Consider the following 16973-nt stretch of genomic DNA (forward strand, 5'->3'; position numbering starts at 1 on the left):
GAGAGCCCGGACGACTACGGGCGGATCGGCAACCAGGCGGGCTCGGAGGAGTCCTCCGTCGTCCTGGGCGACTACAAGACGGACCCGGAGGCCGAACTGGAGCGCCCGGAGCAGGTCTCGCTGGTCGACACCGAGACGGGCAGGATGAAGCTCGTCGATCTCGGTACCAGCTACAGCTTCCAGTCCCTCGCGCGCGGGCCGCAGGGCGAGGCCCTGGTACTGGGGACCGACGGCGACATCCACGTCCTCGACCCCGAGAGCGGCAAGGAGACCGACACCATCCCGGCCGTCGGGGACTGGCGCGAGCCGATGGACTGGCAGCAGTCGCGCCCCGAGTTGTGGGTCCGCGAGGACACGGCCTACGTGACGGACCCCGAGAAGAAGAAGATCCACGCGATCGATCTCGCGACGGGGAAGAAGAAGGCGACCGGCACTTTCGACAAGAAGCCCAACGAGGTCAGCGGCGTGACCGCCGGCTGAGCGGCGCCGTACGTGCCGGCCCGGCGTCCACGGCCGCCGGGCCGGCACGCGGCCGAGCGCTCGAGGCCGTCCGAAGCTCCCGCGGCGCACGGCACGTTGGACGCCGTCCCCCGGAGGCGAGGCGCGCGCCGTACGAGCGCCGCACGGCCGCGCGGCGGAAGCCGTCCGACCCGTTGACACGGCCCACCCCCCTCCCTACGGTCTCCGCGCATCCACCGCCGGGTGCGCTGTCGAAACGATTCGACACCGCGGGTACGGCACGGAGGAGAGGGCGATGGTCAAGATCACGGATGTGGCGCGGCGCGCAGGGGTGTCGCCCAGCACCGTCTCCTACGTGCTGAGCGGGAAGCGCACGATCTCGGCGGAAACGCGTCAGCGAGTCGAGGAGAGTATTCGCGAGTTGGGCTACCGCCCGCACGCGGGAGCCCGCGCCCTCGCCAGCAGCCGGTCCAACGTGCTGGCGCTCGTGATGCCGCTCCGCCCCGGCGTCCACGTCCCCGTCCAGATGCAGTTCGCCGCCGCCGTGGCCACGAAGGCGCGCGCCCACGACCACGATGTCCTCCTCGTCACCCAGGAGGAGGGCGAGGAAGGGTTGCGGCGGGTGGCGAACAGCGCACTCGTCGACGGACTCATCGTGATGGACGTCCAGATGCAGGACGCGCGCATTCCGCTGCTGCGTGCGCTCGGGCTGCCCTCCGTGCTCATCGGCTTCCCCGCTCGCGCGGACGAACTCACCTGCATAGACCTCGACTTCACGGCGACAGGCGAGCGCTGCGTCGACCACCTCGCCGAACTCGGGCACCGCTGCGTCGCGTTGCTCGGATCGCCGCCCGAAGTGTACGCACGCGGCACGGGTTTCGCGCAGCGGACAGCGGCCGGCTTCACCTCGGCTGCCCGGCGGCGCGGCATGGCCTCGACGGTGGTGCCCGTCGAGCCCGGCCGGGACGCCGCGCGCCGCACCGTGGAGCGGCTGCTGCGCGAACAGCCGGCGCTGAGCGCGCTGGTCGTGCACAACGAGCCCGCCCTCGGCGCACTTGTGGAGGCGTTCCAGCGCGCGGGGATGGCCGTCCCCGAGGAGCTTTCCGTCGTCGCGGTCTGCCCCGACGAGGTGGCCGAGAACGCTGCCGTGCCGGTGTCGTCCGTCTCGATCCCGGCCGTCGAGGTGGGGGAGGGGGCCGTGGAGCTGCTCATGGCCAAGCTCGCGGACCGGGACGTCCCCGACGCCACGCTGCTGCCGCCCCGTCTCACCCTCCGCGCCAGTACCGCCCCGCACCGGGCGCCCGCGAAACCGCGGTACGCGCCGGCGCACGCACGCGACGGGAGCGAGTGCCTGACGGCTCCCTGACCCCGGCGCGACGACCGCCGGCCCGCTGCTCCCCCGCCCGTGCGTCGAGGGGCTCCGACCCCAACGAGCCCCTGCGGGAGACGTGCGCCGCGTCTCCCCGCACCCGACCGCCCTCGGCCCGTCCACCACCGTCGACGGCCGAGCCGCCGCCCTCCCCGCCCACGGGCTCCCCGCCGAAACGGAGACCCTCCATGCCCCCTCGTCCCTTACTGCCGCTGCTCGCCGCGGTCACGGCGGGAGCGACCTTCGCCCTCGGCCTCGCCGGGTGCGCTCCCGCGCCGGAGTCCGGCACCGTCACCGTGCTGAACTCCGCGACCGACACCGCCGAACACACCAAGAACCAGCGGTTCTTCGACCGCTGCGCACGCCGCCTCGGCCTGCGCGTGGAGCAGCACAGCGTCCCGGCCGACCAGGTCTCCTCCCAGGCCCTGCGGATGGCGTCCGCCAAGTCGCTGCCGGACATCCTCGAACTCGACGGCTCCGAGCTGCCCCAGTTCGCCGAGACCAGCGGCCTGCGGCCGCTCGACCAACTCGGCGTGCACACCGCCGGATTCTCCCGCAGCGCCGTCGCCCTCGGCTCGTTCCGCGGCACTCGGTACGGCATCGCCCGCTCCGTCAACTCGCTGGCGCTCTACTACGATCCTGACCTGCTGCGGGAGGAGCACGTCGAGCCGCCCCGCACCTGGGAAGAACTGCGCGCGACCGCCCGCCGGCTCACCGGAAAGGGCACCTACGGCCTCGCCTTCAGCGCCAGCCCCGACGCCGACGGCGTCTACCAGTTCCTGCCCTTCTTCTGGTCGAACGGCGGCGACGAGGCACGCCTCGACGGCCGCAAGGGCGCCGACGCGCTCCGGCTGTGGAGGCGCATGGTCGACGACGGGTCCGTCTCCAGGTCCGTCGTCAACTGGAACCAGCAGGACGTCAACGACCAGTTCGTCGCCGGCCGTGCCGCCATGATGATCAACGGGCCCTGGCAGGTGCCCGTCCTCGACGGGCAGGAGAAGGTGGACTGGGCCGTCGCCCCGATCCCCGTGCCGCGCGCAGGCGACGAGGCGGTCTCCCCGATCGGCGGCACGGTGATGACGGTGCCCAAGAGCGACGACGCCGACCGGGAGGAGAACGCCGCCAAGATCCTCAACTGCCTCAACACCGCCCGCAACCAGCTCGAATGGGGCGAGGCCGTCAACAACGTCCCCACGCGCACGGCCGTCGCGCGCGACTACGCCGAGCGGCGCCCCAAGCTCGCCGCCTTCGCCGAGCTGGTCTCCACGGCCCGTTCGCGTACCGGCCGGGTCGGTACCCGGTGGCCCGTGGTGAGCGACGCGCTCGCCGGGGCGTTCCAGTCCGTGCTCGCCGACGGCGCCGGCCCCGAGGCTGCGCTGTCGCGCGCGCAGCGCCGGGCGACGGCGGGGGAGTGAGGCTTCCATGAGCACCCTGCCCACGACCGCCGCCGCCCCCGCGGCGACGGCCCCCGGTTCCGGCACCGCGGGCGGGCGCAACCGGCGGACCGCGCTGCTGCGTTGGGCCTTCCTCGCGCCGGCCCTGCTCTACATGGCCGCCTTCTTCGGCTACCCGCTCGTGCGCAACGTGCTGATGAGCTTCGAGCGCTACACGCCCACCACCTACTTCACCGGCGAGGCTCCCTTCACGGGACTCGCCAACTGGCGGGCGGTCCTTGCTGATCCGCTCTTCACCGACGCGCTGTGGCACACGGCCGTCTTCACCGTCGGGTCGCTGCTCGGGCAGTTCACGATCGGGCTCGCGCTCGCGGTCTTCTTCTCCCGCCGCTTCCGGCTCTCCGCGCTGGCGAGGGCCGTGCTGCTGCTGCCGTGGCTCGTCCCGATGGTGGTGGCGGCCGTCGTGTGGCGCCGCATCCTCGACCAGGAACACGGCATCCTCAACGCCGCGTTGCAGGCCGTGGGGCTCACCGACGGCGGTGTCCCGTGGCTCAACAGCCCCGGCGTCGCGCTCTTCTCGGCCGTCCTCGTCAACATCTGGATCGGCATCCCGTTCAACATGGTGATCCTCTACGGCGGTCTCCAGGAGATCCCGAGAGAGCTCTACGAAGCCGGCGCGCTGGACGGCGCAGGGCCCTGGCGGACGTTCCGCTCGCTCACCCTTCCCATGCTGCGCCCCGTGGTCACCGTCGTCCTCGTCCTCGGGTTCATGTCGACGGTCAAGATCCTCGACCTCATCCTCGCCCTCACCTCGGGCGGCCCCGCCGACGCGACCCAGACGCTCGGCACCGTGACGTACGAGATGTCCTTCATGCGCCTCGACTTCGGCCAGGGCGCCGTCGTCGGCACCGTCCTCATGCTGATCAGCGCCGTCTTCGCCGTGCTCTACCTGCGCGCCAACCGAGCCGACACCGGGACCGGGAAGTGACCATGCCCTCGACCACCGGGCGCACCGCCGCCGGACCCCGACCGCCGCGCAGCCGACTGCGCGGCGCGTGGAACACCGCGGCCGCGCTGCTGATCCTCGCCGTCCTGCTCTTCCCGCTGTACTGGATGGTCGCGACGGCGCTGCAACCCGACGCCGGGCTCGACGTCGACTTCCTCCCCACCTCCCCGAGCCTCGACAGCTTCCGCGCCGCGCTGGACAGCCAGGGCGGCTCGCTGCTCACCAGCCTCGCCGTCGCGCTCGGCGCCGTCGTGGTGTGCCTCGCGCTCGCCGCACCCGCCGCCTACGCGCTGGCCCGGTTCGCGCTGCGCGGCGAACGCGTCCTCGTCTTCACGACGCTCATCACGCAGCTGGTGCCGGGCATCGTGATCGCCAACGCCCTCTACAGCGCGTACGCCGAACTGCGGCTGGTCAACTCGTACTTGGGGCTCATCCTCGCCGACGCCTCGCTCGGGCTGCCGTTCTCGATCGTGCTGCTGCGCGCGTTCATGGTCTCGCTGCCCGGCGAGGTGGTGGAGGCGGCGCTCGTCGACGGGGCCAACCGGTTCACCGCGTTCGTGCGGATCGTGCTGCCGATGAGCCGCAACGCCCTGATCACGGCCGGATTGTTCACGTTCCTCTTCGCCTGGTCGGACTTCATCTTCGCGCTGACGCTCAACACGGACGACCACGTGCGCCCCATCACCCTCGGCATCTACCGGTTCGTCGGGGCCCACGTCAGCGACTGGGGCGCCGTCATGGCCACCGCCGTGCTCTCCGCCGTGCCGGCGGCGGTCCTCCTCGTCGTCGCGCAGAAGTACATCGCCGCAGGGGTCACCGGCGGGTCCGTCAAGTGACCGCGGCGCGAGCGGAGTTGGCCGACCCACGCGCGACGGAGCGCGCCCACCGCGAGCAGCCGACCATACCGAGCAACGGAGGGCAGGAGACCCGATGAAGTTCACCGACGGCTACTGGATGATGCGCGAGGGGGTCAGCGCGGCCCACGCCGCCGAAGTCGCCGACACCCGAGTGGAAGCCGACCGCTTCACCCTCTACGCCCCGGTCCGCCACCTCCGGCACCGGGGCGACACCCTCAACGGGCCGCTGCTCACCGTCGAGTGCTTCGCGCCCGCCGAGGGCGTCATCGGCGTCCGCGTCACGCACCTCGCGGGAGGCGTCGACCGCGGCCCGCACTTCGCTCTGGAGACCCCGGCCGGTACGGCCACGGGCGAGGTGACGCACGAGGGCGATCAACTCCGCCTCGTCAGCGGCGGCTTGACGCTGAGCGTCGACACCGCCGCGCCCTACGGGCTGGAGTTCTCCGCCGGCGGCCGCACCCTGACCACGGTCGGGCCGCGGGGCACCGGATACGCCACGACCCCGGACGGCGCCCACCATTCGGTTGCTCAACTCTCCCTGGGGGTAGGCGAGTTGGTCTACGGCCTCGGCGAGCGGTTCACGCCGTTCGTGCGCAACGGGCAGCGCGTCGACCTGTGGCAGGCGGACGGCGGCACCGCGAGCGAACAGGCGTACAAGAACGTGCCGTTCCACCTCACCAACCGCGGCTACGGCGTCTTCGTCAACCATCCGGGGCCCGTCTCCTACGAGGTGGGCTCGGAGGCCGTCGGGCGGCTGCAGTTCAGCGTCGAGGACCAGACGCTTGAGTACTACGTCGTCCACGGCCCCACCCCCAAGGAGGTACTCGACCGCTACACCGCCCTCACCGGCCGCCCCGCCCTGCCGCCCGCCTGGTCGTTCGGCCTGTGGCTCTCCACCTCCTTCACCACCTCCTACGACGAGGAGACCGTCGGCCGCTTCGTCCGCGGCATGGCCGAGCGCGACATCCCGCTCGGCGTCTTCCACTTCGACTGCTTCTGGATGCGCGCCTACCAGTGGTGCGACTTCACCTGGGACCCCGACGTCTTCCCCGACCCGCCGGGCATGCTGCAACGCCTCAAGGAGGAGCACGGGCTGCGCATCTGCGTGTGGATCAACCCGTACATCGCGCAGAAGTCCCCGCTCTTCGACGAGGCGGCCCGGCTGGGGCACCTGGTGCGCCGGCCGGACGGCAGCGTGTGGCAGTGGGACATGTGGCAGGCCGGCATGGGGCTGGTCGACTTCACCAGCCCGCAGGCGCGCGCCTGGTACGCGGGGAAACTCCGTGGGCTGCTCGGCCAGGGCGTCGACTGCTTCAAGACCGACTTCGGGGAACGGATCCCCACCGACGTCGTCTGGCACGACGGTTCCGACCCGGTGCGGATGCACAACTACTACAGCCAGCTCTACAACCGCACCGTCTTCGAGACGCTCACCGAGGAGCGCGGGGCGGGGGAGGCCGTCGTCTTCGCGCGTTCCGCGACCGCCGGCGGCCAGCGCTTCCCCGCGCACTGGGGCGGCGACTGCGAGTCCACCTTCGGTGCGATGGCCGAATCCCTGCGCGGCGGGCTCTCGTTGGGCCTCTCCGGGTTCGGCTTCTGGAGCCACGACATCGGCGGCTTCGAGGGCACCCCCAGCCCTGCGGTCTTCAAGCGCTGGGTCCCCTTCGGCCTCCTCTCCTCCCACAGCCGCCTCCACGGCAGCTCCTCGTACCGCGTCCCGTGGGAGTTCGACGACGAAGCCGTCGCCGTCACACGGGAGTTCACGCGCCTCAAGAACCGGCTCATGCCCTACCTCTTCCAAGCGGCACGCCAAGCCGCCGACGAGGGCACCCCGGTGATGCGGGCGATGCTGCTCGACTTCCCCGACGATCCCGCGTGCCACACGCTCGACCGGCAGTACATGCTGGGCGACGACCTCCTCGTCGCCCCGGTGTTCACCGAGGACGGCGACGTGGAGTACTACCTGCCCCACGGCGTGTGGACCCACCTGCTCACCGGCGAGCGGCTGCAGGGACCCGGCTGGCGACGAGAGCGCCACGGCTTCCGCAGCCTGCCGCTGCTCGCCCGCCCCGGCTCGGTGCTCCCTTTCGGCGCGTACGACGGCGCCGCGGTCTACCCGTGGGCGCACGACGTGACCCTCCGCGTCCACGAGCCGGTCGACGGCGCCACCGTCACCACCAGGGTGCCCGCCCCCGACGGAGCGGGCGAGACCGTCTTCCGCACCCGTCGGGACGGGGACCGCGTCGAGGTCGAGGCGACGGACGCCCCGGGCCCGTGGCACGTCCGGCTCGACGGCGCGGAGCGGCTCACGGCGCCTCCCGGCAGCGGCCGTCTGGTGGGGGTGCTTCCTTCGGAGGGGAGCTAGATGATCAATTCCAAGGGGTCAGTGATCGTATGAGGTGAGCGAGCGGAGGGTGGCTCGTTCGGTGTGCTGATGGCCAGCCGCCGGGTGACCCGGTGGAGCAGCTCGGCGGCCTTGCGCAGCCGCTTGTTGTAGCCGGGCTGCCGCGGCAGATACGGGAAGAGGTGCCGCAGGTGGGTTCGTGCGTGCCGGAGCCACCTGGCCTCGGAGGTGAATCCGAGCACGGCCTGCGCGAGGGTGACCAGCTCGGCTTCCGTGAGCTGCGGCGCGATCCCTACAGCCGGCCGCCCGGGAGCCAACTCCGGTCGCTCCTTCAGTAGATCGTCGGTCGTCGCCTAAAGTGCTGTCGCGAAGGTGTCCAGGTTGTTCGTCATACAACGATCTTGGGCGCCCTCGTCCACGTCTCTGCCGACACCCCTTGATCGTCCGAGAGTGCGCCGCGGGGCGACCGGGGCGGGGGCGAATGTCGCCTTGCCCGAGAGAGAAGTGGTGCGCGATGAGGTTGGTACTGCAGGAGTTCCTGTCGCTGGACGGCGTCTCCCAGGGGCCCGGTTCCCCGGACGAGGACACCAGTGACGGGTTCACCCAGGGCGGCTGGTTCGTGCCGCACTTGGACGAGGCATTCGACCGGGTGGCCACCACCTGGCTCGGTCAGGCGGACGCGTTCCTGTTCGGCCGCCGTACGTACGAGAACTTCGCTCGAGACTGGCCGGAGATGACCGACCACCCGAACGCCCGCATTCTGAACGGCTTGCCGAAATACGTCGCCTCCCGGAGCCTGAGCAAGGCTGGGTGGGAGCCGACCACGATCCTGTCCGGCGACATCCCCGCCCAGGTCGCCGAACTGAAGCGGCAGCCCGGCCGTGAGCTTCAGATCCACGGCAGCGCCCGGCTCGGCCAGTCCCTGCTGGCCGCCGGCCTGATCGACGAGCTGCGGCTCGCGATCGCCCCGGTGGTCGTGGGCAGCGGACGACACCTGTTCCCGGACGGCGGCACCCCGGCCGGCCTGCGCCTGCTGCACAACGAGACGACGCCGAGCGGGATTGTGGTGCACGTCTACGAGTCGACGGGCCTTCCGAAGTACAGGACGTACGGGGCCGACGCGTAGCCGCCGGACCGGACTGATCGAAACGGGTCGCCGGACGCAGCATCTCCCGAGCATCCGCTGACCCCTTGGAATTGATCATCTGGGGGGGTGCCGTGCTGGTCACGGCACCTACCCACCGACCGCTGCCGGCACGATCACCAACTGCTCACCGTGGAGGGGCCGTTCGGCCGTACCGTGCGGAAAACCGGTACGGCCGAACGGCGTCGAGCCGGGGCGTGCGGCGGATCGGCGGCGCACGGCCCCGCGTCATGCCGCGGTGGTGTCCGCGGGCGTCCGCCCGTGCTTGCCGGCCCGATCGACCGTGTGCCGGAGGACGTTGCACGTGTGCTGCGCCTCGTCCATCAGGCGCACGCCCTCGGCGAGGAGGATGCCGTACGGGCGGGAGGGGTCGCCGAGGGCGAGGTCCGTGCTCTCGGCGCGGTCGACGAGGCGGCGGCGCTTCTCCTGCGCGGCGTCGGCCGCTCGGCACAACTCCCGCGACTGGTGGGGGAGTTGTTGTTCGTCGAGTCGGCTGAGCTGCTCGGCGATCGTGCCGAGAGCCGCCAGCAGCTCCGCGTAGTCGTGGAGGAAGGCGTCGCACTCCTGGCCGACCTCGCTCCCGGGCCACTGCTCCAACGTACGGGTGAGCGAGGCGACCTGGTGTGTCACCCGCTCCAGTGCGTCGAGCACCTGCCGGTACCCGGAGAACTCCGGATGGCGGTAACTCGGCAGCATGCGCAGGGGGTTGAGGTGCCGGGCCTCCACGGCGGTGCGCAGCGCGGAGCGTGCCTGGTCCACGAGCCCCTGCAACTGCGCGACTCGGGACCGCCAGTGACGGGTGCGCTCCTCGCTCAGGTCGTGCTCGTGCAGGGCGGGCCGAACGTCGTCCAGCAAGTGGCACAGTGCGTGGGCGAGGGCGCGGACGCCGTGTTCCACGCCTCTGTACCGCATCGGCGGCAGGAGCACCACGTTCACCGCGACGCCGATCGTGCAGCCGATCGCCACGAGCAGGACGATCTCGCCGAGTTGGGCGAGCCGCTCGGTGCTCTCGCCGGCGGCGGCGTACGTGGCGAAGGCGAAGAACGCCCCGGTCACGACCTGGCTCCCCTGCTCGGCCAGGCGCCGCCACCGGCCGATCGCCATCGTGATCAGCGCGACGAGCACGAAGGTGACGAGGTCGGGCCCGGTGAGGAGGGCGAGCACCGCCTGCACGGCGACACCGGAACAGACGGCGCCGACGTACCGCAGGGACTGCAACAACGACTGGTAGACGGTGACCTGGATGACCAGGACGGCCGAGAACGGTGCGAAGGCCGGGGACTCCCCGTCCAGCACGTCGTGCCCCACGAACCAGGAGAGGGTGGCGGCGAGGGAGCTCTTGCCGATCAACTCCAGCGTGTTCCGCTCGTGACCGGGGCTCCGGGCCCGGGCCCACCACTGCCTGAAGCGCGTGCCGCGGGCGGGCTTCGCGGGGGTTCGCCGGTCGCTGCTCAATTCCCTGGCTTTCGCTGCTCGTTCACGGAACGGTCGTCGGTGCGCAGCCCGACGCTCCTCGGACGCGCGGCGTACGGACGGGCCGTGCCCCGCGGCTCGGGACGTACCGGGCCCGGCGGGTGCCCCGCGGACGGCTGTCCATGCACCGCGCTTCGGCACGGCGTCCGCGAACCGGGAAACCGGCCGCGCCGATGTTTGTATACCGGGCGGCACGGTGAGGCGGACGGGCACGTGCTTAGACGGTCAGGCACGCCGCGGAAGCCCGCGTGGCGTCCTGGCGTGTCCTGACCGGAACTTCCGCACTCTCTCGACGAGAAGGACGGAGAAGAGTCGTGGCCAAGACAACCTTTCCCCAGCGTGCCCAGCGCTACCGGCACGACCACGCCGACGCCCCCGACACGTCAGAGGACCTGGCCCGCCTGCCCCACGTCCCCGAGGGGCCCGAGCACACGGAGCTGGCCGGCAGCGTCGTCGAGGAGTGGCTCCCGATGGCCCACCGACTCGCCGGCAAGTACCGCGGAAGGGGCGAGAGCATGGACGACCTCCACCAGGCGGCCGCCCTGGGCCTGGTCAAGGCCGTCGAGCGGTACGACCCCGAACGCGGCACCGCGTTCGCCACGTTCGCGGTGCCCACCATCGTGGGGGAGATACGCCGGCACTTCCGCGACTACAGCTGGCACCTGCACGTGCCGCGCAGGGTCCAGGAACTGCGCAACACGGTGCGTGTCGCGTTGCTGAGCATGGACACCGGAAGCGGGGAGTCCCCCTCGGTGCAGGAGATCGCCGACCGTACCCGGCTGGACGTCGAGGACGTCGTCGCGGGACTGAAGGCGATGGAAGGCTACCGCGCGCTCTCCTTGGACGTGCCGCTGGAGAGCGACGAGGGCGACGGCTTCGCGCTCGCCGACACCCTCGGCGAGCGCGAGCCCGCCTACGAGACGGTCGTGGCGAAGGAGGCCGTCAGGTCGAGCATCGGGGCGCTGCCCGAACGGGAGCGGCGCGCCCTGTACTTGCGGTACTTCCACGACATGTCCCAGTCCCGCATAGCCGAGGACCTGGGGGTCTCGCAGATGCACGTCTCCCGGCTGCTCTCCCGTAGCTGCGACCGGGTGCGCCGGGAGGTCGACGGCGAGCCGTGCGCGGCGGCGAGCCAGGCGGCCTGAGCGCCCGGCGCTGCCGGGCAGGCAGCACGAGCCGGCTACCGCGCTCCGGGGACCCGTCCCGTCCGTGCGAGTTCCCCGACGATCTCCCGGAACGGGACGTGCCCGTCCTGGGGCGCTGGACGCCGCCCGCGCGGAGCTGGTGCGGGGGACAGGGACCGGGCCGGTATCGCGCGGCCGCGACAGCAGCCCGGCCCTCTGTCACCCTTGCCGTGCGACGAAGGCGACGAACTCCGCCCAGACGTCGGGGGAGTGGTTGAGTACAGGCTCCGTTGCGGACTTCGAGTCACGCACATGGATCGCCTCACGGCAGGCTGCGATCTCGACGCACTGACCGCCTTCCCCGCTGCTGTGGCTGCTCTTGATCCATTCCAAGCGGTGTGCGTGTGCATTGCCTACTGCGTTCATCTTTCTCCCAGCAGCTTTTCCGTGAAGTCCAGCGATTCGGTTGGGGTCAGCGCTTGCGCCCGCAGGAGGCCGTACTGCTCCTCAAGCTCTCGCACCGACTTCCGCTCCGTGTAGAGACGACTGTGCCGCTGCACCTCTACGTAGGCGATCCTGCGTCCTTCCTCCGTCTCGATCAAGGTGAAGGGACCGGCCAGGCTGGGGTGTTCGGTACGTTCGTTGGGCATGACCTGGATCTCCACGTTGCGGCGCTGGCCGAACAGAAGGATGTGTTCAAGCTGACCGCGCCACACGTCCCAGCCGCCCGTCGGTCGCCGCAGGACCGCCTCTTCGATCACGAAGCTGATCGTCGGCATGGGCACCCGATCGAAGATTGCTTGACGCTCCAGGCGAGCCGCTACGCGTTGGGCCACGGTGTCGGCATCCAGTAGCGGACGTCGGACCTGGAAGACAGCCTCTGCGTACTCGGGAGTTTGCAGCAGCCCGTTGATCAGCAATGTGTCGTACACATGCAGTTCGACAGCCTTGGCCTCCAGCTTTGCCGCGTCCCGGAAGAACGCCGGGTACTGAGCCCTCGCCACCTCCTCCTTCCCTGCCCTCAACGCCCCGCCCGCATCGAGCAGTTCGTCGGCCAGGTCGATGAATCGAGGCGGCGGGATCCGTTTGCCCTGTTCGAAGGCGGCGATGCTCGACGGCGAGTAGCCCATCCGTGCGCCGAAGTCCGGCCGCTCCACCCCGGCCCTCTCGCGCAGCGCCTTGAGCTGCCGCCCGAAGACGACGAGGAAGCCGCCGCCGACCTCCGGCTCCGGGCCGTGCCGCGGTTCCCCGTCTCCGTACTGTTCCGGTTCGTCCATCCGGTCACCTCCGCCCCTGTCCAACTCGCGCACGCCGCCGCCCGGTTACGGCCGCCCCGCATACAGCCACGGCCACCGCGCGTACAACCGCTGCCGGTCCGCCCGTCGCTCCTGGTCGACGCTACCTGTGCGCGGCCACCATCTCCCCGTGAACGGAACAAACCGCCCTCCCGAATCCGCCGCGCAACACCCCGCCCATGCCGGGGAGTTCGTCATGCGCTTCACCTCCACCCCGCGCGGCGCACGGCTCGCCCGACGCCTCGTCTCCCACCGGCTCAACGCTTGGGGCCATCCCCATACCTCGCGCGTCAACGAGACGCTCACCGCGATCGCCGCCGAGCTGACCGCGAACGCCGTCCGCCACGGCCACGTGCCGGGCCGCTGCTTCCACCTCCGCCTCACCGAGGCGGCCGCCCCCGAGCGTGTCCTCCGCATCGAGGTCACCGATACCCGCTCCGAGGCACTGCCGCGACCGGTGCCCGCACCGGACGGCGAGCACGGCCGCGGCCTGCTCCTCGTCGCCGCTCTCGCCCGCGACTGGGGGACGGTCGCCCTCCCCGCGGGGCTGGGCAAGACGGTCTGGGCCGAAGTGAGTGCTGTTGTGCGCACGCACTGATACCGCGTCGGGACGCAGTGTTGCGCTCACGCGCGGCGCCTCGGCCCGCCAGGCCGGACAGAAGCAGCCGCCGCACCAAGCTCGTTCGCCCGGAGGTATTGACACCTGAGGCCACGTGTCAAATAGTTCTCGCCTCTCAGCGCAACGACGTTGCGTTGAGCGCACCATCCGGTGAACGCGTGCCGGGCACAGCGAGGAGCAGGGGCATGGCCGAGACCGAAGCGCCGAAAGGCGTGCTGCAGAGCGTCGATCGGGCGCTGAGCGTTCTCCTCTCCTTCACCGAGGTACGGCCCGAGTGGGGCGTGAGCGAGCTGGCGAGGGAGCACGGCTGGGACAAGGCCGTCGTCCAGCGCCTGCTCACGACCCTCGCCGCCCGCGGCTTCCTGCTGTGCGACGAGACCACGCGCCGCTACCGGCTCGGCCCTTCGGTCTCCCGCCTGGCGCGCGTCGGCGAGCACAGCGGCGTCCTGCCCTCGCTCGTCCGCCCCGTCCTCGCGCGGCTGCTGCGGGAGACCGGCGAGAGCGTCGTGCTCAACGTCCCCAACGGCAGCGGCTACCGCTGCGCCGCCGCCGTCGACGGCGCGGGGCCCGTGCGCTACACCGCGATCGTCGGCGCGCTGATGCCGGGGCACGCAGGAGCCTCCGGTCACGCGATCTTCGCGCACTATCCGGAGGCCGAACTCGGGCAGCTCTTCGGCGCCAGCCCTCTCCAGCGCTTCAACGAGCAGACGATCACCGATTTCGACGCCCTCATGGAATGTTACGCACAGGTCCGCGAGGACGGCGTCAGCCTCAGCCACGGGGAGTACGACGAGGCGGTGACGGCCGTCGCCTCCCCGGTCTTCCAAGCGGGGACCGTCGCCGCCTCGTTGACCGTCATCGGCCCGGCGCACCGCGTCTCGCGCGCCGCCGGAGACCTCGGAGAACTGGTCAGGGACGCGGCAGCCGAGGCCACCGCCGCCTTCGGAGACTGACCCGGACCGCCTTCCACACCGCACAGCACAGCCGCGCGACGAGCGACGCGTCGGCCGAACCGCCGTACTCCGGCCCGTCCTTGCCGAAAGGGGTGCCCCGTGTCACCTCACTCCCCGTCCGCCGCCGGCCCCGATCCCGCCGCTCCCCAGGAGACCCCGCCGGAATCGGGGGCGGAGGGCACCGCGCACCCGAAGGTGCGCGAGCCGATGCTGTTCGTCCTGCTCGCCGTCCTCTCGGTGGTGGGCGCGGTGATCGGCGTCGACCTCGTCACCAAGCTCGGCATCTCGGCGAACACCTCCGTCGTCGGTGCGCTCGTCGCCATGCTCGTCGGGCGCATCCCGCTCGCCGGGCTGCGGCGGATGCGCTCGGTCCACCGGCAGAACCTCGCCCAGAGCGCCATCTCCGCCGCCACGTTCGCCGCCGCGAACGTGCTGCTGACCTCCATCGCGATCCCGTACGCCTTCGGCCGCAGCGACCTGGTCTGGCCGATGCTGGCCGGCGCGACCGTCGGGCTGCTCATCGACGTCTGGGTGCTCTACCGGTCCTTCGGCTCCCGCCTGCTGCCCGCCGACGCGGCCTGGCCCTCCGGCGTCGCGGCGGCCGAGACGATCAAAGCCGGCGACAAGGGCGGCAAGCGCGCCCTCGTCCTCGGCGCCGGCACCCTCGTGGGGGTGGGCGGCACCCTCTTCAGCCTTCCGCTCTCCGCGGCGGGCGTCGCCTTTCTCGGCAACGTGTGGGCGCTGCTGATGTTCGGCTTCGGCCTGGGCATCGCCGAGTACGTGCCCGGCCTTCTCGACGTCGACCTGACGGGCGAGTTCATACCGCACGGTGTCATGATCGGCGCGGGCGTCGTCGCCCTCGGGCAGGCCGTCCGCCTCCTGGCACGGCGACGGACCAGCACGCCGGCCCCGTCGGCGCCGGCCGACCCCACCACCGTGCCCACCGTCGACGAGACCACTCTGCGCCGGACGCTGATGCGCGGCTACGGCCTCTTCACCGCCGGTGCGGTCGTCATGGCGGTGCTCGGCGGGCTGCTGGGCGAGATGAGCCTGCCCGCCCTCGTCGGATGGGCGCTCTTCGCCGCGTTCGCTGCGATCGTCCACGAGTTGATCGTGGGCCTCGCCGCCATGCAGTCCGGCTGGTTCCCCGCCTTCGCGGTCACCCTAATCTTCCTGATCGCGGGCCTGCTCATGGGCATCCCCTCGGTCCCGCTCGCCCTCCTCGTGGGGTACGTCTCCGCCACCGGGCCCGCCTTCGCCGACATGGGGTACGACCTCAAGGCCGGCTGGCTGCTGCGGAAGGACCACCGCCCGTGGGACGCGTACGAGCGCGCCGGACGGCGGGAGCAGCTCAAGGCTTCGCTCGTCGGCTTCGCCGTCGCGCTCGCCGTCGTCGCGCTGGTGTGGCAGGCGTACTTCGAGCAGGACATGCTCCCGCCGGTCGCCACGATCTACGCCGACACCGTCAAGCACGGGCTCGACTCGCCGGGCGTCCTCACCAACCTGCTGCTCTGGGCGATCCCCGGAGCGCTGATCCAACTGCTGGGCGGGACCAAGCGGCAGATGGGCGTCATGCTCGCCACCGGCCTGCTCGTCGCCACCCCGCACGCCTGCTGGCTCGTCATCGCCGCGCTGGCCGTCCGCGTCGTGTACCGCAGGTGGCGCGGTGCGCAGGCCGACGAGGAGCTCAACCTCGTCGGCGCCGGGCTCATCGCCGGCAGCTCGCTCGGCGACTCGGCGCAGATCGTCAAGGCCGGCTGAGCCCGTGCCTCGCGCCCGCCCTCCACCGTCCCCGCTGCCGCCCCGCTGATCGCAGCACCACCGCACAAGGAGAGAACGCCCCATGGAGATGTTCAGCCGCCTCGAACCGCGCCCCGAGTACCTGGGCTTCGAACTGGCGCTGGCCGCGCGGAAACTCGTCGAGGAGGTCATGCTCGTCAAGCCCGGTGAGCACGTCGTGCTCACCGGCGACACGAGCAGCGACCGACGCGTCGTCGACGCCACGGCGCAGGCCGTAGCCGCTGCCGGCGCGCACCCGGTGGTCGTCTGGTCCGAGACCCTCCCCAGCTCCTCCATGGAGCCGCCCCGCCCGGTCGCCGGTGCCATCGCCGACGCGGACGTGTGGATCGAGTTCGCCGTCTCGTACCTGATGCACTCCGACGCCTTCCGCGCTGCCATGGCCAACGGCTGCCGCTACACCAACCTCACCGCCATGGACGTCCACATGCTGGTCGCCACCGTCGGACGCCCCGACTTCCAGGGCGTGATGAAGCTCGGCAAGGCCCTGGTGCGGCTCCTGGAGCAGGCCGACGAGGTGCGCATCACCTCCCCGAACGGCACCGACATCGTCGGCCGCAACGGCGACCGGCCGATCAACCTCCGCGGCAAGCCGGCCGAGAAGCCGGGCGAGACCGTGATGCTCTCCGGACAGATCTCCTGGAACCCGCTGGAGGAGACCCAGGACGGCGTGCTCGTCTTCGACGGCGCCCTGTGGCCGCCCGACCAGCTCGGCCTGCTGCGCTCGCCGGTCCGGCTCACCGTCGAGAAGGGCGTCGTCACGAACATCGAGGGCGGCCAGGACGCGGACGTCTTCCGCAACTGGATGGCGTCCTGGGACGACCCGAACATGTACCGCGTCGCCCACTGGTCGCTCGGGTTCAACCCCGGGGTGCCCGCGCCGACGGGGCGGATCGTCGAGGACGAGCGGGTCTTCGGGTGCGTCGAGCTCGGCATCGGCACCAAGGGCGCCTGGATCGGCGGCGAACCGTGGGTGGCGGCGGCCCACACCGACGGCTCCGTCGTCGGCCCCTCGATCCACCTCGACGGCGAGTGCATCGAGCGGGACGGCGTCTACGTCCACCCCGAACTCGTCGAGATCTGCGCCGAACTGGGCGTCGAGGGCTACTGAGCCCGCCCGTCAGGGCGCCCCTGCCGTG

14 protein-coding genes and 2 pseudogenes are annotated in these 16973 nt (G+C 71.5%); 12 read left to right on the forward strand and 4 right to left on the reverse strand.

What is annotated here, in order from left to right; genetic code table 11:
• The 6 genes and pseudogenes from UWG_RS0103315 to yicI form a co-directional block, all read left to right on the forward strand.
• Positions 1–480: pseudogene (locus UWG_RS0103315) on the forward strand (hypothetical protein); the annotation flags it as partial.
• Between the two features lie 274 nt (positions 481–754).
• A complete protein-coding gene (locus UWG_RS0103320; RefSeq protein ID WP_016905784.1) occupies positions 755–1825 on the forward strand; it encodes a LacI family DNA-binding transcriptional regulator in 1071 nt (356 codons plus the stop codon).
• Between the two features lie 191 nt (positions 1826–2016).
• Complete coding sequence (locus tag UWG_RS0103325) at positions 2017–3243, forward strand: sugar ABC transporter substrate-binding protein (RefSeq protein ID WP_016905785.1); 1227 nt, start codon at positions 2017–2019, stop codon at positions 3241–3243.
• 7 nt (positions 3244–3250) lie between these two features.
• Positions 3251–4210, forward strand: coding sequence for a carbohydrate ABC transporter permease (locus UWG_RS0103330; protein WP_016905786.1), 960 nt, complete (start codon positions 3251–3253; stop codon positions 4208–4210).
• Between the two features lie 2 nt (positions 4211–4212).
• Entirely contained in the window at positions 4213–5064 is an 852-nt protein-coding gene (locus tag UWG_RS0103335; RefSeq protein ID WP_078495579.1) for a carbohydrate ABC transporter permease, read from the forward strand.
• A gap of 94 nt (positions 5065–5158) precedes the next feature.
• A complete protein-coding gene (yicI, locus tag UWG_RS0103340) occupies positions 5159–7450 on the forward strand; it encodes an alpha-xylosidase (RefSeq protein ID WP_016905788.1) in 2292 nt (763 codons plus the stop codon).
• Between the two features lie 62 nt (positions 7451–7512).
• On the opposite strand, the pseudogene UWG_RS0103345 reads toward yicI, so the two are convergent.
• Positions 7513–7764 (reverse strand): annotated as a pseudogene (locus UWG_RS0103345) (IS982 family transposase); the annotation flags it as partial.
• A gap of 179 nt (positions 7765–7943) precedes the next feature.
• Between UWG_RS0103345 and UWG_RS0103350 the strand changes: the two are divergent.
• Positions 7944–8555 carry a dihydrofolate reductase family protein gene (locus UWG_RS0103350; protein ID WP_016905790.1) on the forward strand — a complete coding sequence of 204 codons (612 nt, stop codon included), beginning with the start codon at positions 7944–7946 and terminating at the stop codon, positions 8553–8555.
• 246 nt (positions 8556–8801) lie between these two features.
• Here UWG_RS0103350 and UWG_RS0103355 read toward each other — a convergent pair whose 3' ends face one another.
• Entirely contained in the window at positions 8802–9923 is a 1122-nt protein-coding gene (locus tag UWG_RS0103355; protein WP_237719969.1) for an FUSC family protein, read from the reverse strand.
• 437 nt (positions 9924–10360) lie between these two features.
• Between UWG_RS0103355 and UWG_RS0103360 the strand changes: the two genes are divergently transcribed.
• Positions 10361–11191: a SigB/SigF/SigG family RNA polymerase sigma factor gene (locus UWG_RS0103360; RefSeq protein ID WP_016905792.1), complete on the forward strand. Its 831-nt coding sequence runs from the start codon at positions 10361–10363 to the stop codon at positions 11189–11191.
• Positions 11192–11389: 198 nt separating this feature from the next.
• Here UWG_RS0103360 and UWG_RS29425 read toward each other — a convergent pair whose 3' ends face one another.
• Together UWG_RS29425 and UWG_RS0103370 are read right to left on the reverse strand one after the other, a co-directional pair.
• On the reverse strand, positions 11390–11563 hold the full coding sequence (locus UWG_RS29425) for a DUF397 domain-containing protein (protein WP_016905793.1): 174 nt from the start codon (positions 11561–11563) through the stop codon (positions 11390–11392).
• A gap of 29 nt (positions 11564–11592) precedes the next feature.
• Positions 11593–12447, reverse strand: coding sequence for a helix-turn-helix domain-containing protein (locus tag UWG_RS0103370; RefSeq protein WP_016905794.1), 855 nt, complete (start codon positions 12445–12447; stop codon positions 11593–11595).
• A gap of 214 nt (positions 12448–12661) precedes the next feature.
• On the opposite strand from UWG_RS0103370, the gene UWG_RS0103375 reads away from it, so the two are divergent.
• The 4 genes from UWG_RS0103375 (at position 12662) to UWG_RS0103390 (ending at position 16945) form a co-directional block, all read left to right on the forward strand.
• Positions 12662–13063, forward strand: a complete 402-nt coding sequence (locus tag UWG_RS0103375; protein ID WP_016905795.1) for an ATP-binding protein — start codon at positions 12662–12664, stop codon at positions 13061–13063.
• Positions 13064–13269: 206 nt separating this feature from the next.
• Complete coding sequence (locus tag UWG_RS0103380) at positions 13270–14037, forward strand: IclR family transcriptional regulator (protein WP_016905796.1); 768 nt, start codon at positions 13270–13272, stop codon at positions 14035–14037.
• A gap of 207 nt (positions 14038–14244) precedes the next feature.
• Positions 14245–15798 carry an OPT/YSL family transporter gene (locus tag UWG_RS0103385; protein WP_016905797.1) on the forward strand — a complete coding sequence of 518 codons (1554 nt, stop codon included), beginning with the start codon at positions 14245–14247 and terminating at the stop codon, positions 15796–15798.
• A gap of 82 nt (positions 15799–15880) precedes the next feature.
• Entirely contained in the window at positions 15881–16945 is a 1065-nt protein-coding gene (locus UWG_RS0103390) for a 2,5-dihydroxypyridine 5,6-dioxygenase NicX family protein (protein WP_016905798.1), read from the forward strand.
• Positions 16946–16973: the final 28 nt, after the last annotated feature.

The organism is Streptomyces xiaopingdaonensis, from assembly GCF_000262345.1.
In the GTDB taxonomy this organism is placed as follows: domain Bacteria; phylum Actinomycetota; class Actinomycetes; order Streptomycetales; family Streptomycetaceae; genus Streptomyces; species Streptomyces xiaopingdaonensis.